Here is a 19,265-nt window from a genome sequence, read left to right on the forward strand (position 1 = left end):
GCCGATATGAACAAGACCGAATTGCGCGATCCGCTCGACATAGCCGAAGCCTGGAAAGGGCAGGGCCGCGACGTGGCGCTTGCCACTGTCATCGAAACCTGGGGCTCGGCGCCGCGCCCGGTGGGCAGCCATCTGGTGATCGACAGTGAAGGCAATTTCGAGGGCTCGGTGTCCGGCGGCTGCGTCGAGGGGGCGGTAATTTCCGAGGCGATCGATGTCATCACATCGGGTGCGCCGAAGATGCTGGAATTCGGCGTTGCAGACGAGACGGCATGGCGCGTGGGGCTTTCCTGCGGCGGGCGGATTGCGGTCTATGTCGAGAAGATCGCCTGATGCGCGGCGCGGATCTGGTTGCACTCAATGAGGCTCGTCGCGTGCGGTGTGCGGCGCTGCTGATCACCGATCTCGGCGATGGCACGAGCACATTGGTGCGTGAGGGCGAAAGCGTGCCGGAGACTTTGCGCGAGGTGGTGGAGAAAGCGTTCCGGTCCGGCAAGTCGGGACTGGTGGAACTCGAAGGAAAGCGGCTGTTCCTCAACGTCCATGTGCCGCCGCCGAGAATCGCGGTGATCGGCGCCGTCCATATTTCGCAGGCCTTGGCGCGGATGGCCGATGTCGCGGGCTTCGACCTCAGGATGATCGATCCCCGCACGGCATTCGCCACCGAGGAGCGATTCGAGGGCGTCGAACTGGTCGCCGACTGGCCGGAGGATGTGCTGAAGGACGCGCCGCTCGACGCCTATACCGCGCTGGTGGCGGTGACGCATGATCCGAAGATCGACGACTTTCCGATCGCCGAGGCACTGAGGACCGAGTGCTTCTATGTCGGGGCGCTCGGCAGCCGGAAGACGCATGCGAAGCGCGTGGAGCGCCTGCTAGCGTTGGGCATCACTGACGAGCAGATCGCGCGTATAGACGCGCCCATCGGCCTTGATATCGGCGCGCAGAGCCCGGCTGAGATTGCCGTTGCGGTGCTGGGCGCGATCATCCAGGCATTCAGGAAGCGCGAACTCAAGTCATAGGCAAAACGAAAAGCGCGCCGGCATTTCACCGGCGCGCTTTTGGAAACCCTAAAACCTCAGATCAAGAATTACTTGATCTTGGTTTCCTTGAACTCGACATGCTTGCGCACGACCGGGTCATACTTGGTCTTGGTCATTTTTTCCGTCATCGTGCGGCTGTTCTTGGTGGTCACGTAGAACGTGCCGGTGTCAGCCGTCGAGAGGAGCTTGATCTTGATCGTGGTCGCTTTCGCCATGGTCGTCCTGCCTTATAAAAAAGAGACGCCGTGGAATCCTTTGACCGGCCACGGCGAATTTGCGCGGAAACTACGCATCGGGCGGCAAAAGTCAAGTCTTCCTGGGGTGGAAAAACAGGCGTGTAAGGGCAAAAACGACAAACAGCACAAAGAAGCCGGTGATTGACCAAGGATAGCCGTCCTTGCCGAAGAGATCCATGGCGGTGCCGATAGCCTGCGGACCGGCAACAGTACCGACGGCATAGGAAAAGATGAAGGCGGCATTGGCAGCCGCGAGTTCGCCGCCACGGAATCGCGAACCGAGATGGCTCAGGCCAACCGTATAGAGCCCGGCGATCGCGCCGCCGAAGAACAGCAGCAGCACCGAGAAGATGCGCCAGTCATGGGTCACGAAGGGCAGCAGGACCGAACCGATCAAGCCGACGATGCCGATGACGGTAAGCAGCGCGCGGCGATCTTTCAGCCGGTCCGACAGCATGCCGACGGGGATCTGGAAGATCACGTTGCCGATTGCCATCGTACTCAAGAGGATGCCTGACTGCGCTTCGGAAAAGCCTTCGCGCGTGGCGTAGAGCGGAAACAGCGCCATGCCGCCGGCCTCCACGGCGCCGAAGACGAAGACGGCGGCGCTTGCGGTGGGCACCAGCAGCAGATAGCGCAGGAAATGGCCCATCGGCTTTTCATCGAGCTCGGGGCTCTCATGGCGCGCGAGAAAGATCGGTATGGCCGCGACGAGGATGATCGAAGCGCCGATCCCGAACGGCATGAAGCCTTCGGAACCGACAGCCGAGAAGATCACGTTTCCTGCTGCAAAACCAATGGACAGGACCGTTGCATAGATGCCGAGGATGAGCCCGCGTCGCTCGGGTGAGGCCGCGACGTTGATCCAGAACTCGGAGAGAATGAACAGCGCCGTGATCGCGCCATGGAAGACGATGCGAAGCGGAAACCAGGCCCAGAAATTCTCGATGTAATAGAAGCCGAGTGCGCTGACGGCGGATATCAACACGGCCCAGAGCATGGCCGGTGCGACGCCGATATTGTGCGCGACTCGTGTGGTGATGGGGGCTGCGATCATGGCGGCGATGCCGGCCATGGCGGTGTTGAGCCCGGTGAGACTCGACGAAATACCGCGCTTTTCCAACAGGATCGACAGAAGCGGCAGGCCCAGCCCGATGGCGATCCCCACGGCACTGATGGCCGATATGGCAGCGATCAGCGATGGCCAGTGTATGGAATCTTCGGTCTGCACAGACCTCTGATCAGTCATTCAATACTCTTTTCGTCATTCGCCCAAATCGGTCCGGGCAAATGGTCCCCCCGGCACTCGCTATAAAGACGTGCCGGGCAGGGATTTCAATGGCCGCATTGGAAATTACCGCAAGTTTTTGGCGCTTGCCCGCGGACTTCCTCAGCTTAAACGATCTTCAGGTTCCGGCTCCTTGCCGCCGAATCCATGCATACGTGCCGCCCATTGCAATCCGATGACGGCGCCCTTGATCGGCTGGATCGTGGCGAGTGCAAGAAGAACCGTGAGCGGCGTCCAGATCGAGAGATGGACCCAGTTCGACAGCGTCCAGACTAGGTCGGTCATCATGAAACCGCCGACCACGATATGGCCGACCAGAACGATCGAGAGATAGGCGGGCAGGTCGTCCGCGCGCTGGTGGGTATAGTCCTCGCCGCAGACGGCGCAGTGATCGACGGGCTTCAAATACTTGCCGAACAGCTTGCCTTCGCCGCAATTCGGGCAGCGGCAGAGCAGGCCGCGCTTGATCGCGGTCGCGAGGTCACGCTTTTCGGTTCCCGTTTCCGGGTTCTTCCATTCAATGGGCATTGTCGGTTGGGCCTGCATCATATCCGTCCTGGCACCTTCATGATTGAATGGCGTCAGGGGTGGAAGGTTTCACCTCTTGCGCCCGCGCGGCGGCCGGGTTCCCGGCTTTTTGGCCGGGGGCGCGCGGTTGGGGCGCCTGGTGGCCTTGTGGAACGAGCGCGTTGCCGTCGGCAGTTTGCGCCCTTCGCTGATGACTTCAAAACGGAGCGCGCCGGCAAGCGGAACGGCATCGACGAGCTTAACCCGGAGCGTGTCGCCCAGCCGGAAGCCGAGGCCGGATCTTTCGCCGGTCAGGGCCATATGCGCCTCATCGAAGATGAAGTAATCGCTACCCAGTGTAGATATGGGAACGAAGCCGTCGGCGCCATAGTCGGGCAGTGAGACAAATAGTCCTGACCTGGTGACGCCGGAGACGCGGCCGTCGAACTCCTCGCCGATGCGGCCCACCAGATGATGGGCGATCAGGCGATCGACGGTCTCGCGCTCGGCGGCCATGGCGCGGCGCTCGAAGGTGGAGATCTCGGCGGCGATGTCGTCGAGCTGGCCCTCTTCCTCCGCCGTCAGCCCGCCGGCGCCGAGGCCTAGCGACGCGACCAGCGCGCGATGGACGATCAGGTCGGCATAACGGCGGATGGGCGAGGTGAAGTGGGCGTAGCGCAGGAGATTGAGGCCGAAATGGCCGATATTCTCGGGGCTGTAGATCGCCTGGCTCTGCGAGCGCAGCACCATCTCGTTGACCATGGTCTGGTAGGGCTTGCCGTCGACCTTTTCGAGGATCTGATTGAAATGGTTGGAACGCAGGTTGCCGTGGGCCAGCGACATTTCGAGCGTGCCGAGGAATTCGCGCAGCGTTTCCTGCTTGGCGAGCGACGGCGCGTCGTGGACGCGGTAGATCAGCATCTGTTTCTTCTGTTCCAGCGTCTCGGCGGCGGCGACATTGGCCTGGATCATCATCTCCTCGATGAGCTTGTGGGCATCGAGGCGGGGCGGCACATGGACCCGGTCCACGGTGCCGTCTGGCTTGAGGAGTATCTTGCGCTCGGGCATGTCGAGTTCGAGCGGCTGGCGCTTGCCGCGACCGGCCTTGAGCTTGGCATAGGCGTCCCAGAGCGGCCTGAGGATCGGCTCGAGCAGCGGGCTGGTCTTGTCGTCGGGCTTGCCGTCTATGGCGGCTTGCGCCTGCTGGTAGGAGAGTTTTGCGGCACTCTTCATCATGATGCGATGGAAGGTGTGGGACGCCTTGCGGCCCTCCTTCGAGAACACCATGCGGACGGCCAGCGCTGGGCGATCGACGCCTTCCTTGAGCGAGCAGAGATCGTTGGAGATGCGCTCGGGCAGCATCGGCACGACGCGATCGGGGAAATAGACCGAGTTGCCACGCTTCAGCGCTTCGCGGTCGAGAGCCGAACCGGAGCGCACATAATATGAGACGTCGGCGATCGCGACGACGACGATGACACCGCCGGGGTTGTCGGGCGAAGGGTCGGGTTCGGCATAGACGGCGTCGTCATGGTCCTTGGCGTCATGCGGATCGATGGTGATTAGCGGCATGTCCCGCCAGTCCTTGCGGTGCGACATGTCGGCGGCACCGGCGGCATCCGCCTCCTTGATCACACCAGGCGGGAAAATATAGGGGATGCCATGGGCATGGATGGCGATCATCGAGATCGCCTTTTCCGACGAGACGGAGCCGACGACGGAGAGCACCTTGGCGCGCGGCAGGCCGAAACGGCCCGTGCGGGCGGTCTCAATCTCCACCAGGTCGCCGTCCTTGGCATCGCCGCGGAATTCCGGATCGACATCCATTTCCATGCCGCGCTTTTCGATCGGCATGATGCGGCCGGCGCCGCCGTCCATTTCGCGGAAGACGCCGAGGGCGGCGGTCTTGCGCTTGTCGATGATCTTGATGATACGGGCCGTATAGGCCGGGCCGCCGCGTTCCTTGTTGGGGAAGATCTTGGCGACGACGCGGTCACCGATGCCTGCGATCGGTGCCTTGGTCTTGGAACGATCCGAGCCGGAGGACTGGCGGATGAGCACGGCCGGTGCGACGCCATTCTCGTCCAGCCATTCGGCGGGACGTGCGATCAATTCGCCACCGACATCGCGCATGGTGATGTCGAGGACCGTGACCGGCGGCAATGCGCCGGGGCGGGTCAGCGACTTGCGGGTCTTTTGCAGCAGGCCATCGTCTTCCAGGGCGCGAAGCGCCGCCTTGAGTTCGATGCGGGTGTCGCCCTTCAGCCCGAAGGCCTTGGCGATGTCGCGCTTGGAGGCGCGATCCGGATTGTCTTGGATGAATTCGAGCAGGATCTCGCGCGGCGGCACCGCGCCGTGGATGATGCCCTGCGGCGGCTTGCCCGCCGGTTTCCTGGCGGGCTGCCGCTTGTCGTTCGATTTCGGTGGTCTACCCACTAGGATGCCTTCTTCGCTTTCGCCGCCGCCTTCGGCTTGGCCGCAGCCTTGGTGGTCTTCTTGGCGGCCGGCTTGGCCGATGACGCCTTGCGCGCCGGCGGCTTCTTGCCGGATGGCGCCTTGGCGGCGCGCTCCGTGATCAGAGTGATCGCTTCTTCCATGGTCACGGATTGCGGATCCTTGCCCTTGGGCAGCGTCGCATTGACCTTTTCCCAATTGACATAGGGGCCGTATTTGCCATCGCGGACCGTGATCTTGCCGCCATCGGGATGGTCGCCGAGTTCCTTGAGCGCTGCCGGCGTCGAACGGCCGCCACGGCCGCCATTGGCGCGCTTTTCGGCGTGTTCGGCAATCGACACCACGGCGCGGTTGAGGCCGATGGAGAACACGTCCTCGACGCTTTCGAGATTGGCATAGGCGCCGTCATGCAGCAGGAACGGGCCGTAACGGCCGATGCCGGATGAAATCATCTTGCCGCTTTCGGGATGCTTGCCGATGTCGCGCGGCAGGTTAAGCAGTGCGAGCGCCTTCTCATGGTCGATTGTATCGGGCGCCCAGCCCTTGGGCAGGCTGGCGCGCTTGGCTTCCTTGCCGTCACCCCGCTGGACGTAAGGTCCGAAGCGGCCGGAGCGAAGGGTCATCTCCTCGCCGGTCATCGGGTCCTTGCCGAGGTTTACGGTTTCCATCGGTGCGGCTGCGTCGTCACCATTGGCGTCGGAGGTCAATTGGCGCGTGAAGCTGCAATCCGGATAGTTCGAGCAGCCGACGAAGGCGCCGTACTTGCCGAGCTTGAGCGACAGCTTGCCGGTGCCGCAAACCTGACAGGTGCGGGGATCGGAGCCATCGGCGTGCGTCGGGAAAAGCAGCGGCGCAAGCGCTTCGTTGAGCGCATCGAGAATATTGGTGACGCGAAGTTCCTTGGTGTCCTCGATCGCTGCGAAGAACTGGGTCCAGAAGTCGCGCAGGACGTCCTTCCAGTTCAGTTCGCCGGCCGAGATACGGTCGAGTTTTTCCTCGAGCGCCGCGGTGAAGTCGAACTCCACGTAACGGCTGAAGAAGTTTTCCAGGAAGGCGGTGACGATGCGGCCCTTGGCATCGGGGATCAGCTTGCGCTTGTCGATGGTCACGTAGCCACGGTCGCGCAAAGTGGCGAGCGTCGAGGCATAGGTGGAGGGCCGGCCGATGCCGAGCTCTTCCATCTTCTTGATCAGCGTGGCTTCGGAGAACCGCGGCGGCGGCTCGGTGAAATGCTGGGTGGCGTTGATCTTTTCCTTGGCGAGCATTTCCTGGGCGCGGATTTCCGGCAGGCGGCCATCCTCGTCCTCGGCTTCGTTGTCCTCTTTTTCCTCGCGCTGGTCGGTATAGGCGGCGAGGAAGCCGTCGAACTTGATGACGGAGCCGACGGCGCGCAGGCCCGCTTTACGGGCACCGTTCTCGGCGGTGATCTCGGCGGTGGTACGCTCGATATCGGCGGACGCCATCTGGCTCGCGATGCCCCGCTTCCAGATCAGGTCGTAGAGACGGAACTGGTCGGCATCGAGATATTGGCGGACGCTGTCGGGCGTGCGATTGAAATCGGTCGGGCGGATGGCTTCATGGGCTTCCTGGGCGTTCTTCGCCTTGGTCGAATAGAAGCGCGGCTTCTCCGGCAGGAAATTGTTGCCGAACTGGCCGGCGATCGCCTTGCGCGCTGCGTCGATCGCCTCGGGCGCGATCTGCACGCCGTCGGTACGCATATAGGTGATGAGACCGGTGACTTCGCCGCCGATATCGAAGCCCTCGTAGAGCTTCTGGGCGACGCGCATGGTGCGCGAGGCATCGAAGCCGAGGCGCGACGAAGCGGCCTGCTGCAGGGTCGAGGTCGTGAACGGAGGGCCGGGATTGCGCTTGACGGGCTTGGCCTCGACGCTGTCGACGCGATAGATCGCGCCTTCCAGAACGGACTTCAGGTCGCCGGCGTGATCGCCATTGGCGACGGATTTCGCGGTGAGCCGCTTGCCGTCGGCGCTGACGAGCCTCGCTTCGAATACATCGTTGCGCGGTGTCTTCAGCAGTGCGGAAATATTCCAGTATTCCTCGGCGATGAAGCGGTCGATCTCGTTTTCGCGGTCGCAGACGAGGCGCAGTGCCACCGACTGGACGCGGCCGGCCGAGCGGGCGCCGGGCAGCTTGCGCCAGAGTACGGGCGAGAGATTGAAGCCGACGAGGTAATCGAGCGCACGTCGGGCGAGATAGGCATCGACCAGCGGCCCATCGATATCGCGCGGATCGGCCATGGCATCGAGCACGGCTTTCTTTGTGATGGCGTTGAAGACGACGCGCTTGACGGGCTTGTCGCCAATCGCCTTCTTCTTCTTCAGGATATCGAGGACATGCCAGGAAATCGCTTCGCCTTCGCGATCCGGGTCGGTCGCGAGGAACAGGCCGTCGGACTTCTTCACCGCATCGGCGATTTCGTTCATGCGCTTCTGCGATGCAGGATCAATTTCCCATGACATGGCGAAATCATTGTCGGGCTGGACTGAACCATCCTTGGCCGGCAAGTCTCGCACATGGCCGAAAGAGGCCAGAACCTTATAGCCAGGACCGAGATACTTGTTGATTGTTTTCGCCTTTGCGGGCGACTCCACGACGACTACGTTCATTTACTTCTTTTTCTGTCCAAAGGGCCTTCGGACTCTGTCCCTTGCGTATGCGCGCATTGTTTCAGAGCCGTTTGCGGCATGGCAAGCGTTTTCACCGGCATGGCCGCGCTTATAGACTTGGCTTGGCGACTATTGCAATCGGGCAACACGGTCCGGTTACAAATTGGTATCGCCTCAACGCTTGGCAGGGGCTTGGGTTTCGCTACAACGCGTTACAACCTGAGACTGAAATAAAACCCGTTGCAATTAATACTAATTAAGGTAGACTTGTTCACGTGTAATTGGCCGGGGTTGATTCATTCGACGTAACGTTGCGAGGCTGTGTTGGTGCGATGATAGGAAAGCCTGAAACCGTGACATCCCTGCCGCCGACGACGTTGCAAAGTGTCAATTATATCAAGCAGATGCTGCCAGAGCTCGCCGACCTTGCGCGCAGGGAGAAGGCCGAGATGCTGGTCTTTCTACTGGAGATGGCATTCACCGAAGCCACGGATCTCCTGAGCGGCCGGTCAGACAGTATCAAAGTCGATCGAAACCATGCCGCCCGCATGGCGATGAAGCCGTCCGGCAAGATCTAGCTCCAGCAGCACGAGATAGACGGACTGCGCCGGCAATCCGGTGTGGCGAATGATGTCGTCGATCTCGGCGGGCGTGGGGCCTAGGGCATCGACGATCAGGTCCCGTTCCCTTTCGCTCGGCGGCAGCGATATAGGCTTGTCATCCTCGTAGATCGGCTCGCTGACCTGTTGCGGTGAGAACAGATCGATGCGGCTCACAGGGGCCATCGCCTCGATGATGTCGTTCGCATTGGTGATCAGCGAGGCGCCGTCCTTGATCAGGCCGTTGGCGCCTTCCGAGCGCGGATCGAGCGGCGAGCCGGGCACGGCGAACACCAGCCGACCGAAATTTCCGGCATAGCGGGCGGTGATGAGCGAGCCCGACCGGGCCGCCGCCTCGATGACCACCAGACCCAGGCCGATGCCGGCGATCAGGCGATTGCGGCGGGGGAAATCCTTGGCGCGAGGCTCCCAGCCGAACGGCATTTCCGACAGCAGCAGGCCGCTGGAGGCTTCGAATTCGGTAAGTAGCGGTTCGTTTTCGGGCGGGTAGGGCTTGTCGAGGCCACCTGCCAACACGGCGATGGTGCCGGTTTCGAGGCTGGCACGATGGGCTGCCGAATCGATGCCGCGCGCGAAGCCGGACACCACGGAATAGCCGGCGCGGCCGATTTCGCGCGCCAGCATGGCGGCGAACTTGGCGCCGGACACCGAGCAGTTGCGGGCGCCGACCATGGCGATCGAGGGCTGGCGCAGGACCGGTGCCTTGCCCTTGATCGCGATCAGCGGTGGGGCGCCCTCGACCTGGCGCAGTGCGGAGGGATAATCCGGCTCGCCGATGCCGACGAAGCGTGCGCCGAAGCGGTGGGCGAAATCGAGCTCTGTCAGCGCTTCTTCGCGGGATGCAACGCGCACCGGACGCGTCGAGCCACCCCGGCGCGAGAGTTCGGGAAGGGCTTCCAGCGCCATTTCGGCCGAGCCGAAGTGATTGATGAGATCGCGGAAGGTTGCCGGGCCGACAATGTCGGAACGGATGAGGCGAAGCCAGGCGAGCCGCTGGCGATCAGTGAGCGCTATTCCCTTGGCACCGGCGCTCGTTTCCAACCTCTACCCCTTGCTGCCGATCCTGCTTTCGCCGCCCGAGAGCAGCCGTTCTATATTCGCCCGATGCTTGATCCAGACGATCACCGACATCAGGGCGGCCAGTGCCGCGATCCTGATATCGCCGGTGAAGAACTCCACCACCGGGATCGCCACGGTTGCAACCAGAGCGGACAGGCTAGAGTAGCGGCTGATTGCGGCCGTTGCAATCCAGACGGCGAGCAAAAGCAGGCCCATGCGCCAGTCGAGGCCAAACATTACGCCGATATAGGTTGCGACGCCCTTGCCACCCTTGAAGCCGAGCCAGACCGGGAAGATATGGCCGAGGAAGGCGAACAGGCCGGCGATCACGCCGCCCTCGACACCGAGGAAATATGTGCCGAGAAGGGCGGGGACCGTGCCCTTGAGCGCATCGAGCAGCAGCGTCGCGGCGGCAAGGCCCTTGTTGCCGGTGCGCAGGACATTGGTCGCGCCGATATTGCCGGAGCCGATGGAGCGCACGTCGCCGAGACCCGCCATCTGCGTAAGGATCAGGCCGAAGGGCACCGAGCCAGAGAGATAGCCGAGCACGGCTGCAATGATCGCGGGGAAAGCCGCGATGTTCCAGGTCGTCAATGAATCCATCAATCAAATCCCCCTGGCAAAGGTTTACTCATAAACCCGGGCGCCTTTCAAGATGTCTGCAAAGGTCTGCCAACCAGGCTCCGATGGAGGCGTAAGGCCGCGGTTTGCATAATATCCATCCATATCTGTAGTCCAAGCCTTCATCGCTTCCAGAAAGGAGCCAAGGTCGCTGTTTTCCCATTCGTGTGGGTTAGCTCTAAGGCTGGAACGAAGCGAGTCGAGAAAGACTATAAAGTCATCGCGTGTTTTGACCTCATTCACGGCTATCACTCCGCCCGCAAAGAATAAACCTCTTCGCCGCCGACGTAAGTGGCGACGGCGCGGCCGGAGAATCTTGCATCTTCGAAAGGTGTGTTCTTCGAGCGTGAAACAAGCTGGTCCTTGACGCAGATCCAGGGTTCGTCGAGGTCGATCAGTGTGATATCGGCCGCAGTGCCCGGCTTCAGCGTGCCGCCGGGCAGGCCGAAGATGCGGGCGGGGGCCGAGGACATGGCGTCGATCAGCCGCATCAGGCTCACCGATTCATCGTGATGGAGGCGAAGTGCGGCGGCGAGCATGGTCTCAAGGCCAACCGCGCCATCGGCGGCCTCTGCGAAAGGCAGGCGCTTGGTATCGACATCCTGCGGATCGTGGGAGGAGACGATGATCTCAATCTCGCCCTTGTTGAGCGCCTCGACCATGGCGGTGCGATCGTCCTCGGAGCGGAGCGGCGGATAGAGTTTGAAGAAGGAACGGTACTCGCCGATGTCGTTTTCGTTGAGCGCCAGGTTGTTGATGGAGATGCCCGAGGTGACCTTGGCGCCGCGCGATTTGGCCGTGTTGATGGCCTCGACCGAGCCCGGAACGGAAATCTGCGCGGCGTGATAGCGACCGCCGGTCAGCGTGGCGATACGGAGATCGCGCTCGAGCGGAATGATCTCGGCCTCGCGCGGGATGCCGGAGAGACCGAGCCAGGAGGCGAGCAGTCCCTCGTTCATCACGCCGCCGACGCCGAGATGCTCGTCGCGGGTTTCCATCGAGATTACGGCGCCGAACTCGCGTGCATAAGTCAGCGCCCGGCGCAGTACCTGGGCGTTGTGCAAGGGATGGCGCCCATTGGTGAAGGCGACAGCGCCGGCGTCCTTCAGCAGGCCGATCTCGGTCATCTCGTCGCTATCAAGGCCCTTGGTGAGCGCGGCGGCGGGATAGATGCGGACGGGCGAGGCATCGCGGGCATTCTTGCGCACGAACTCGACCAGCGCGATGTCGTCGATCACGGGATCGGTGTCCGGCATCATGATGAAGGAAGTGACACCGCCGGCGGCCGCAGCGCGGCCTGCGGAGGCGATCGTCTCACGGTGCTCGCCGCCCGGTTCGCCGGTGAAGACTCGCGCATCGATCAGGCCGGGGACGGCGACGAGGTTGCGGCAATCGCGGACGATGGCGGCTTCCGGCACACCCTGGTTCAGCGCGTCTTTGCCTGATGCGAGAATCTTGCCGTTGCGGATGACGATCGTGCCAATTTCGTCGAGATTGCGCGAGGGGTCGATGATGCGGGCGTTCTGGAGGACGGTCGTGGTCATGTCCGCTCTCCCATGTTCTGGCCGAGCAGCAGTGCTTCCATGACGGCCATGCGCACGGCGACCCCCATTTCCACCTGTTCGCCGATGACGCTTTGCGGGCCGTCGGCGATCTCCGAGGCGATCTCGACACCACGGTTCATCGGGCCGGGATGCATGACGAGCGCGTCGGGCCGGGCCATTTTCAGTTTTTCGGCATCGAGACCGAAATAGTGGAAATATTCCCGCACCGACGGCACGAAGGCGCCGGACATCCGCTCGCGCTGGAGGCGGAGCATCATGACGACGTCGGCGTCCTTCAGGCCCTCCTTCATGTCGTGAAAAACCTCGCAGCCCATGTCGGCGATGCCCGTGGGCAGCAATGTCGCGGGCGCCACGACGCGGACGCGGGCACCCATCGCATTCAGCAGCAGTATGTTGGAGCGCGCCACGCGGGAATGCAGCACGTCGCCGCAGATCGCGACGATGATGCGCGACAGCTTGCCCTTCGCCCGCCTTATGGTCAGCGCGTCGAGCAGCGCCTGGGTCGGATGTTCGTGCTGGCCATCGCCGGCATTGACCACCGCGCAGGAGACCTTCTGGGAGAGCAGGGCGGCGGCACCGGCCGACGAATGGCGGATTACCAGCACATCCGGCCGCATGGCATTCAGCGTCATCGCGGTGTCGATGAGGGTCTCGCCCTTCTTCACCGAGGAATTGCCGACCGACATGTTCATAACATCGGCGCCGAGGCGTTTTCCGGCAAGCTCGAAGGAGGCCTGCGTGCGCGTCGATGCTTCGAAGAAGAGGTTGATCTGAGTGAGCCCGCGCAGCGTGGAAGTCTTCTTTTCCCGCTGGCGGGAAATTTTCACTGCCTCGTCGGCCTTGTCAAGGAGATAGACGATATCCTGTTCCGTCAGCCCCTTGATGCCAAGCAGGTGGCGGTGCGGAAAAAAGACCATTGAGCGGGATCCTTGCCTGTATTTCACGGCTCTATAAGGTGCTGGGGCGGGAGGAGCAAGGGAGCGCGGGTGCGAAATTCGGCTGATCCCCAGCACACTTGAAAGCGGCTGCGGAAAATCATATTATCCCGGAGTGGGAGATGGGCTTGCGCCCATCCCCCGTTTGCTTAGCGATTAAAGATTACCCGGACAACGACTTGCCAGCCAGTCCGGGTTTTCTTTACCTCAAGCGTGATGCCGAATGGAAATCTCCACATAGCAATCACCTCCGTTCGATCAGCGAGGCTGTCGCCACAGCCTGAGAAGCCTATTTCTCAGGTCACGCCGGCTGGCTCGGCGCTGGCTGCTTTCGCTGATTTTTCAATCCTAGACTGCATTTGATTGCGTAGGCAAGGCGGCGCGCACCGGTGTGGCATCGGTGCGGCATGGACAAGACATTCGTTTTCAACACATATTACGCGGTGGGTCAGGGCGGCCCCATGCAATCATTCGAGAATCCGCCTAAGAAGCGTTCATGGACAAGAATTTGCACGCCGATCTGACGCCCGAGGAACTCAACCAGCCGGAGCCCTGGACGGGGATCAATGCCTATCGGTCCGATCCGCTGCTGGTCGATATTTCTTCCTCCATGCCGCGTGCGATCCGTGAGGAATTCGAGCTCGTTGGCCGTTATGCGACCTCGCACGAGGCGCAGGAACTGGCACGAATGGCCAACCAGGGCACGCCCAAGCTCAGGACTCATGGGCCGAGGGGCGAGCGCCTCGATGTGGTCGATTTCCATCCGGCGTGGCATGCGCTGATGCGGCGCTCGGTGGCGAGCGGGCTCGCCTCCTCGATCTGGGAGGACAAGGAAGATGAGAAGGGGCTGGCGCATCAGGCGCGCGCGATACGCTTCTTTCTGACCGCGCAGCTCGAATGCGGCCATCTCTGCCCGTTGACCATGACCTCGGCATCCGTTGCGGCAATCAAGTCCAATCCCGGCCTGCTGCGCGGCTGGTTGCCGAAGATCACGGCGCGGCGCTACGATTCCAACAACCGGCCCGCCCAGGACAAGCCCGGCGTGACGATCGGCATGGGCATGACCGAGAAGCAGGGCGGCACCGATGTGCGCGCCAACCGCTCCGTCGCCGACAAAGTGAGCGAGGGCATCTACAGGCTCAATGGCCACAAATGGTTCATGTCGGCGCCGATGAGCGATGCCTTCGTCATGCTCGCCCAGACCCGCGAGGGCATCGGTTGTTTCCTCGTACCGCGCCTCTTGGAGGACGGCAGCCGCAACGGGCTGAGGTTCCAGCGGCTCAAGGACAAGATCGGCAACCGCTCGAATGCGTCGAGCGAGGTGGAATTCTCGGACACTTACGGCTTCCTGCTCGGCGATCCCGAGCATGGCATCCGCACGATCCTCGAAATGGTGACGCTTACCCGGCTCGATTGCGCACTGGCTTCGGCCGGCATCATGCGCGCCGCACTCGCCGAGGCGATCCATCATATCCGCGGCAGGTCGGTGTTTGGCAAGGAACTGATCGACCAGCCGATCATGACGCGTGTCGTGGCCGACATGGCGCTCGATGTCGCCGCCGCCAGTGCGCTCGTCTTCCGGCTGGCCTCGGCCTTCGACAACGCCGGGGCGAGCGAAGAGGAGCGGGCCTATCAGCGTGTCATGACGCCCGTTATCAAATACTGGGTCTGCAAGCTGGCGCCGGCGCTGATCTACGAGGCGATGGAATGTTTAGGCGGCTCCGGTTATGTCGAGGAGCGGCCGATGGCGCGGCATTATCGCGAGGCGCCGGTCAACGCGATCTGGGAGGGCTCCGGCAATGTCATGGCGCTCGACCTGCTGCGCGTCCTGACCCGCCACCGCGACCAGTTCGACATGGTCTTCAACATGCTCGAGCGTGACCTCGGCCCGTCTGGTGGCAAGATGGTGGACGTGCTTCGTGCAGCCGCTGCGCTATGCGAACGTGACGAAGGATCGGCCCGGTTCCTGGCGGAACAGATGGCTCTGGCGGCAGGTGCCGCCGAGCTTATGCGGCTCGGGGCGGGCCGCGTCGCGGATGCGTTTCTGGAGACGCGGCTGGCGGGCGGATGGCGCTCGACCTATGGCATGCTCGATTCGCGCTTCGATGCCCGGTTTATCGTGGACCTGCTTTATCCGGCAGTGGGACAGTAGCCGGTTTTCTGGATGCGCTGTTGCGAATATGACTTGTTATTCAGCGCCCTGCGTGCTTCCTTCAAGGCAGTGACGGTGATGGGTTCACGCTTGGTGAGCCGCCGCCGAAGGACGGCCACATACGTTTTCGGGAGGAAAACATGAAAAGACGCGACTTCATCAAAATTTCCGCTGCGCTTGCTGCTTCCACCGCCCTGCCGTGGGCAACATCCGCTTCAGCCGCGCTTGAAGACCTTCGAATCATTGCACCAGCAAAGCCCGGCGGCGGCTGGGACCAGACGGCACGTGCCATGGAGGAAGTGGTCCGCGCGCTCAATCTCGCGGGCTCGGTTTCGGTCGAGAACGTCGCGGGCGCCGGCGGCACCGTCGGCCTGGCACAACTTGCCGGGCAGGAAAGTGGCAACAGCAAGGTGCTGATGGTGATGGGCCTCGTCATGGTCGGTGCGATCCTGACGAACCAGTCTGCCGCGACACTTGCCCAGACGACGCCGATCGCACGTCTGACCGGCGAGTTCGAAGTAGTGGTCGTACCTGCAGCATCCGAATTCAAGACGCTTGCCGACCTGACGGCGAAGCTGAAGGCAGACGCGGGAACGGTGGCATTCGGCGGCGGTTCGGCCGGCGGTACCGACCATATCCTCGCAGGCCTGATCACCAAGGCCGTCGGCGGCGATCTCACCAAGCTCAACTACATTCCTTTCTCGGGCGGTGGCGAAGCGCTTGCCGCAATCCTCGGCGGTCACGTTGCCGCCGGTATTTCCTCGCTTTCGGAATGGGAAGGCCAGATCAAATCAGGCGAACTCCGGGTGCTGGCCATCTCTTCCGGCACCAAGGTGGAGGGCGTGGACGCGCCGACACTCAAGGAGCAGGGCGTCGATGTGGAGCTCGCCAACTGGCGCGGCGTGGTTGCGGCTCCCGACCTCGATGAGGCCGGCAAGGCCGGGTTGCTCGACCTGGTCAAGCAGATCCATGACAGTGCCGAATGGAAGAAGATCCTCACTGACAAGAAGTGGACGGACCTCTATCTCGCGGGCGACGAATTCGCAGCGCTGGTCGAGGAAGAAAACAAGCGAACGACCGATGTGCTGAAGGCGATCGGCCTCGTGCAATAAGGCGGGGCGGCGATGAAGCAGGAATCGAAATTGGCCGGCGTGGTCGCCGGCCTGTTGCTAGGCGCGCTTGCGGTGCTGATCGCATGGAGCACGTCGCAACAGAAGATCGCATCCAACTACGCCAAGGTCGGACCACAGGTCTTCACCTATTTCGCCGCCGCCGCGCTGGCGATCGTCGGGATATGTTTCATCGTTCAGTCGCTCCGGAACAGCCCTGACAAGGTCGTTGGCGATACGGATGAGACCGACTGGAAGGCGCTCGCCTTCATTCTGCTCGGCTTCGTCTTCGAAATCGTTTTTATCAAGATTCTCGGGTTCATCCTGGCTTCGACGGTCCTCTTCACCGCCGTGGCGTTCGGTTTTGGCAGCCGGAAGGTTGTCCGGGATGTGATCATCGCACTGATCGTCAGCAGCCTGGCCTACTTCACCTTCACCAAACTTCTGAACCTTCAGCTGCCGGCCGGCATTCTCCAGGGATTCATCTGATGGAAGCGTTCCAATTCCTCCTCGACGGATTTGCCACGGCGCTGACACCGACCAACCTGATGTGGTGCCTGATCGGCACGACGCTAGGCACGCTGATCGGCATCCTGCCCGGCATCGGGCCGGCGCTGACCATCGCGCTGCTTCTGCCGGTCACGGCCAAGCTCGATCCGACCGGCGCCTTCATCATGTTCGCCGGCCTCTATTACGGCGCCATGTACGGGTCCTCGACAACGTCGATCCTGCTCAACACGCCGGGAGAATCCGGCTCGATCATCACGGCGGTCGAGGGCAATGTCATGGCCCGGCAGGGCCGGGGCGCGGCGGCATTGGCCACGGCAGCGATCGGCTCCTTCATAGCAGGCACGATCGGTACGCTGCTTCTGACGTTTCTAGCGCCCGTCTTCGTCAAGGTCGCGCTGCGCTTCGGTCCGGCGGAATATTTCGGGCTGATGATCTTTGCGTTTGCGGCGGCATCGGCGCTGCTTGGAAGTTCGCTCCTGCGTGGCGTCACCTCGCTCATTCTCGGCCTGGCGATCGGCCTCGTCGGCACCGATGTCCTGACCGGCCAGCCGCGCCTGACTTTCGGGCTGTTGAGCCTCGCGGGGCGCATCGACACCGTCGTGGTCGCCGTGGGTCTTTTTGCGGTGGGCGAGGCGCTGCATATCGCGTCGCGCAAGGATCTTCGCGAGGCTGAAGTGCTGGCGGTCAAGGGATCGCTGTTCATGAACCGCGAGGAATGGGGCCGGTCGTGGCGGCCGTGGCTTCGCGGCACCGCCGTCGGCTTTCCGTTTGGTGTGCTGCCGGCCGGTGGCACCGAAATCCCGACATTCCTCTCCTATGTCATGGAAAAGAAGCTCTCGAAAAAGCCGGAGGAATTCGGCAGGGGCGCGATCGAAGGCGTGGCCGGGCCGGAAGCCGCCAACAATGCGGCCGTCGCCGGCGTGCTTGTGCCGCTCTTGACGCTAGGACTGCCGACATCGGCGACGGCGGCCATCCTGCTCGTGGCCTTCCAGCAATATGGATTGCAGCCCGGGCCGCAGCTTTTCACCAATTCCGGGCCGCTGGTCTGGGGGCTGATCGCCAGCCTTTATATCGGCAATGTGATGCTGCTGATCCTCAACCTGCCGCTCGTCGGGCTCTGGGTGCGGCTGCTGGCGATACCGGCGCCGCTGCTCTACGGCGGCATCATGGTGTTCTCGGCGCTCGGCGTCTATGGCCTGAACCGCTCACTGACCGACCTCGTCATCCTGCTCATCCTCGGCATTGTCGGCTTCCTCATGCGACGATACGGATTTCCGATCGCGCCCGCGATCATCGGGCTCATTCTCGGTCCGATGGCGGAGGAACATTTCCGGCGGGCGCTGATGATCAGCCAGGGCGATCCGAGCGTGTTCCTCACGCATCCGCTTTCGGCCTTCTTCCTGATCCTGTCGGTGCTGCTGCTGGCGCTTCCATGGATACTGAAGAAGCTAGGCGCCGGTTCGAGCTTGGGCGAGGCAGCGAGTTAGAAAAGCGCGATCAGCGCCAGCACCAGCGGCATGGTGATGAAGGCGGCGGCGGTCTGGATCGTCGAGATCGCCGCATAGAGCGGCGCGTCGCCGCCCATCTGCTTGGCGAGCAGATAGCCGTTCATCGCCGTCGGCACGCTGGCTGCGAGGCCGAGCAGCTGGATCGTCGTGTGATCGAGCCCGGCGATCAGCCCTAGCACCACGACGAGTGCCGGAAAGGCCAGCAGTTTCAGGAAGACCGGAATGAGCGTCACCGGTCGTGGCTCGAGCGCATCGGAGACTTGCAATCCGGCGCCGACGATCAGAAGGCCGAGGCCCAGCGCGCAACGGCCGAGCAGATCGAGCGCGCTCAGGACCGGCGCATAGATATGGATGCCGAGTGCTGCCGCAAGCACGCCGAGCAGGCTGGAAAACACCAGCGGATTGGTCACAAGCTTGAGCGTTACGGTGGTAAAATCCTTCCTGCCGCCGCCGAACCAGATCAGCAGGCCGATATTGATGAAGTTGATCGGGATGATGATGGCGCCCATCAGAAAGGCCACCATCGCCACGCCGGGCCGGTCGGCGATGCGTTCGGCGATTGCCAGCGCCACGAAGCCGTTCCAGCGAGTTGCCGTCTGGAACACCGAAGTAAATTGCGGCGCGCCGACGCCGCGGGCACGAAACAACGGCCAGGCCGCGATCAGCAGTGACGCCATCAGCAGGACTGCGCCGAGATAGACCACGGTCACCGGCAGGATCTCGATATCCGCGTAATCGGCGGTCGCCAGCGTGACGAACAGGTAGCAAGGAAAGAGGACGTAAAACCCGAGCTGTTCGAGGCCGTTCCAGAGCCCCTTGTCGAACAGCGGCAGCCGCTTCAGCACGATGCCGGAGACAACGATGAGGAAGATCGGCAGGATGCTTTCGAAGATGATTTGCATGGGAGAACTTCGCGGGGGGAGTTTGGCTCTTGTTAGTTGGCCGTTCTGCCAACTGCAAGCGCCTTGTTGATCGGCGCAAACCATGTGGACAACGCAGGCCCCCCGATTGTCACCGCATGGTGAGGCCAC

Annotated in this window: 17 protein-coding genes; 6 read left to right on the forward strand and 11 right to left on the reverse strand. The window is 62.4% G+C overall.

What is annotated here, in order from left to right; translation table 11 throughout:
* Window positions 1-6: 6 nt before the first annotated feature.
* On the forward strand, window positions 7-333 hold the full coding sequence (locus ACSQ26_RS08765) for an XdhC family protein (RefSeq protein ID WP_436008195.1): 327 nt from the start codon (window positions 7-9) through the stop codon (window positions 331-333).
* Entirely contained in the window at window positions 333-1,022 is a 690-nt protein-coding gene (locus ACSQ26_RS08770; protein ID WP_436008196.1) for an XdhC family protein, read from the forward strand. Before ACSQ26_RS08765 ends, ACSQ26_RS08770 begins: the two co-directional genes overlap by 1 nt.
* 68 nt (window positions 1,023-1,090) lie before the next feature.
* Here the strand turns inward: ACSQ26_RS08770 and rpmG are convergent, their stop codons facing one another.
* The 10 genes from rpmG to ACSQ26_RS08820 all read right to left on the reverse strand — a co-directional run bounded on the left by rpmG (window position 1,091) and on the right by ACSQ26_RS08820 (window position 12,937).
* Window positions 1,091-1,258, reverse strand: a complete 168-nt coding sequence (gene rpmG / locus ACSQ26_RS08775; RefSeq protein ID WP_258162352.1) for a 50S ribosomal protein L33 — start codon at window positions 1,256-1,258, stop codon at window positions 1,091-1,093.
* Between the two features lie 91 nt (window positions 1,259-1,349).
* On the reverse strand, window positions 1,350-2,528 hold the full coding sequence (locus ACSQ26_RS08780; RefSeq protein WP_436008197.1) for an MFS transporter: 1,179 nt from the start codon (window positions 2,526-2,528) through the stop codon (window positions 1,350-1,352).
* 141 nt (window positions 2,529-2,669) lie between these two features.
* Window positions 2,670-3,095 (reverse strand): DUF983 domain-containing protein, encoded by a 426-nt coding sequence (locus ACSQ26_RS08785; RefSeq protein WP_436008198.1) that lies wholly within the window; start codon window positions 3,093-3,095, stop codon window positions 2,670-2,672.
* A 69-nt stretch (window positions 3,096-3,164) separates the two neighbouring features.
* Entirely contained in the window at window positions 3,165-5,510 is a 2,346-nt protein-coding gene (gene rnr, locus ACSQ26_RS08790; RefSeq protein ID WP_436008199.1) for a ribonuclease R, read from the reverse strand.
* Window positions 5,510-8,155, reverse strand: a complete 2,646-nt coding sequence (topA, locus tag ACSQ26_RS08795; protein WP_436008200.1) for a type I DNA topoisomerase — start codon at window positions 8,153-8,155, stop codon at window positions 5,510-5,512. Before topA ends, rnr begins: the two co-directional genes overlap by 1 nt.
* 509 nt (window positions 8,156-8,664) lie before the next feature.
* The gene (gene dprA / locus ACSQ26_RS08800) at window positions 8,665-9,816 is read right to left on the reverse strand and encodes a DNA-processing protein DprA (RefSeq protein ID WP_436008201.1); all 1,152 of its coding nucleotides are present in this window, start codon (window positions 9,814-9,816) and stop codon (window positions 8,665-8,667) included.
* A 3-nt stretch (window positions 9,817-9,819) separates the two neighbouring features.
* The gene (gene plsY, locus ACSQ26_RS08805; protein WP_436008202.1) at window positions 9,820-10,437 is read right to left on the reverse strand and encodes a glycerol-3-phosphate 1-O-acyltransferase PlsY; all 618 of its coding nucleotides are present in this window, start codon (window positions 10,435-10,437) and stop codon (window positions 9,820-9,822) included.
* A 24-nt stretch (window positions 10,438-10,461) separates the two neighbouring features.
* A complete protein-coding gene (locus tag ACSQ26_RS08810) occupies window positions 10,462-10,707 on the reverse strand; it encodes a DUF7660 family protein (protein ID WP_436008203.1) in 246 nt (81 codons plus the stop codon).
* Window positions 10,704-11,999 carry a dihydroorotase gene (locus ACSQ26_RS08815; RefSeq protein ID WP_436008204.1) on the reverse strand — a complete coding sequence of 432 codons (1,296 nt, stop codon included), beginning with the start codon at window positions 11,997-11,999 and terminating at the stop codon, window positions 10,704-10,706. Before ACSQ26_RS08815 ends, ACSQ26_RS08810 begins: the two co-directional genes overlap by 4 nt.
* Window positions 11,996-12,937: an aspartate carbamoyltransferase catalytic subunit gene (locus ACSQ26_RS08820; protein WP_436008205.1), complete on the reverse strand. Its 942-nt coding sequence runs from the start codon at window positions 12,935-12,937 to the stop codon at window positions 11,996-11,998. Before ACSQ26_RS08820 ends, ACSQ26_RS08815 begins: the two co-directional genes overlap by 4 nt.
* 514 nt (window positions 12,938-13,451) lie before the next feature.
* Here ACSQ26_RS08820 and ACSQ26_RS08825 point away from each other — a divergent pair.
* The 4 genes from ACSQ26_RS08825 to ACSQ26_RS08840 all read left to right on the forward strand — a co-directional run bounded on the left by ACSQ26_RS08825 (window position 13,452) and on the right by ACSQ26_RS08840 (window position 18,213).
* The gene (locus ACSQ26_RS08825; RefSeq protein WP_436008206.1) at window positions 13,452-15,107 is read left to right on the forward strand and encodes an acyl-CoA dehydrogenase family protein; all 1,656 of its coding nucleotides are present in this window, start codon (window positions 13,452-13,454) and stop codon (window positions 15,105-15,107) included.
* A 140-nt stretch (window positions 15,108-15,247) separates the two neighbouring features.
* Complete coding sequence (locus tag ACSQ26_RS08830) at window positions 15,248-16,219, forward strand: Bug family tripartite tricarboxylate transporter substrate binding protein (RefSeq protein ID WP_436008207.1); 972 nt, start codon at window positions 15,248-15,250, stop codon at window positions 16,217-16,219.
* 12 nt (window positions 16,220-16,231) lie between these two features.
* Complete coding sequence (locus tag ACSQ26_RS08835) at window positions 16,232-16,705, forward strand: tripartite tricarboxylate transporter TctB family protein (protein WP_436008208.1); 474 nt, start codon at window positions 16,232-16,234, stop codon at window positions 16,703-16,705.
* Window positions 16,705-18,213 carry a tripartite tricarboxylate transporter permease gene (locus ACSQ26_RS08840; protein WP_436008209.1) on the forward strand — a complete coding sequence of 503 codons (1,509 nt, stop codon included), beginning with the start codon at window positions 16,705-16,707 and terminating at the stop codon, window positions 18,211-18,213. The genes ACSQ26_RS08835 and ACSQ26_RS08840 overlap by 1 nt, the downstream gene beginning before the upstream one ends.
* Here ACSQ26_RS08840 and ACSQ26_RS08845 read toward each other — a convergent pair.
* Complete coding sequence (locus ACSQ26_RS08845; protein WP_436008210.1) at window positions 18,210-19,136, reverse strand: AEC family transporter; 927 nt, start codon at window positions 19,134-19,136, stop codon at window positions 18,210-18,212. The genes ACSQ26_RS08840 and ACSQ26_RS08845 overlap by 4 nt on opposite strands.
* Between the last annotated feature and the right edge of the window lie 129 nt (window positions 19,137-19,265).

The sequence above is a fragment of the Rhizobium sp. LjRoot254 genome (genome assembly GCF_964254105.1).
GTDB lineage: Bacteria > Pseudomonadota > Alphaproteobacteria > Rhizobiales > Rhizobiaceae > Rhizobium_E.

What these genes read in the sequence shown, in the direction of transcription:
- ACSQ26_RS08765 (WP_436008195.1), top strand. Translation starts at nt 7, where the DNA reads ATGAACAAGACCGAATTGCGCGATCCGCTCGACATAGCCGAAGCCTGG.
- ACSQ26_RS08770 (WP_436008196.1), top strand. Translation starts at nt 333, where the DNA reads ATGCGCGGCGCGGATCTGGTTGCACTCAATGAGGCTCGTCGCGTGCGG.
- rpmG (WP_258162352.1), bottom strand. Translation starts at nt 1,258, where the DNA reads ATGGCGAAAGCGACCACGATCAAGATCAAGCTCCTCTCGACGGCTGAC.
- ACSQ26_RS08780 (WP_436008197.1), bottom strand. Translation starts at nt 2,528, where the DNA reads ATGACTGATCAGAGGTCTGTGCAGACCGAAGATTCCATACACTGGCCA.
- ACSQ26_RS08785 (WP_436008198.1), bottom strand. Translation starts at nt 3,095, where the DNA reads ATGCCCATTGAATGGAAGAACCCGGAAACGGGAACCGAAAAGCGTGAC.
- topA (WP_436008200.1), bottom strand. Translation starts at nt 8,155, where the DNA reads ATGAACGTAGTCGTCGTGGAGTCGCCCGCAAAGGCGAAAACAATCAAC.
- plsY (WP_436008202.1), bottom strand. Translation starts at nt 10,437, where the DNA reads ATGGATTCATTGACGACCTGGAACATCGCGGCTTTCCCCGCGATCATT.
- ACSQ26_RS08815 (WP_436008204.1), bottom strand. Translation starts at nt 11,999, where the DNA reads ATGACCACGACCGTCCTCCAGAACGCCCGCATCATCGACCCCTCGCGC.
- ACSQ26_RS08820 (WP_436008205.1), bottom strand. Translation starts at nt 12,937, where the DNA reads ATGGTCTTTTTTCCGCACCGCCACCTGCTTGGCATCAAGGGGCTGACG.
- ACSQ26_RS08825 (WP_436008206.1), top strand. Translation starts at nt 13,452, where the DNA reads ATGGACAAGAATTTGCACGCCGATCTGACGCCCGAGGAACTCAACCAG.
- ACSQ26_RS08830 (WP_436008207.1), top strand. Translation starts at nt 15,248, where the DNA reads ATGAAAAGACGCGACTTCATCAAAATTTCCGCTGCGCTTGCTGCTTCC.
- ACSQ26_RS08835 (WP_436008208.1), top strand. Translation starts at nt 16,232, where the DNA reads ATGAAGCAGGAATCGAAATTGGCCGGCGTGGTCGCCGGCCTGTTGCTA.
- ACSQ26_RS08840 (WP_436008209.1), top strand. Translation starts at nt 16,705, where the DNA reads ATGGAAGCGTTCCAATTCCTCCTCGACGGATTTGCCACGGCGCTGACA.
- ACSQ26_RS08845 (WP_436008210.1), bottom strand. Translation starts at nt 19,136, where the DNA reads ATGCAAATCATCTTCGAAAGCATCCTGCCGATCTTCCTCATCGTTGTC.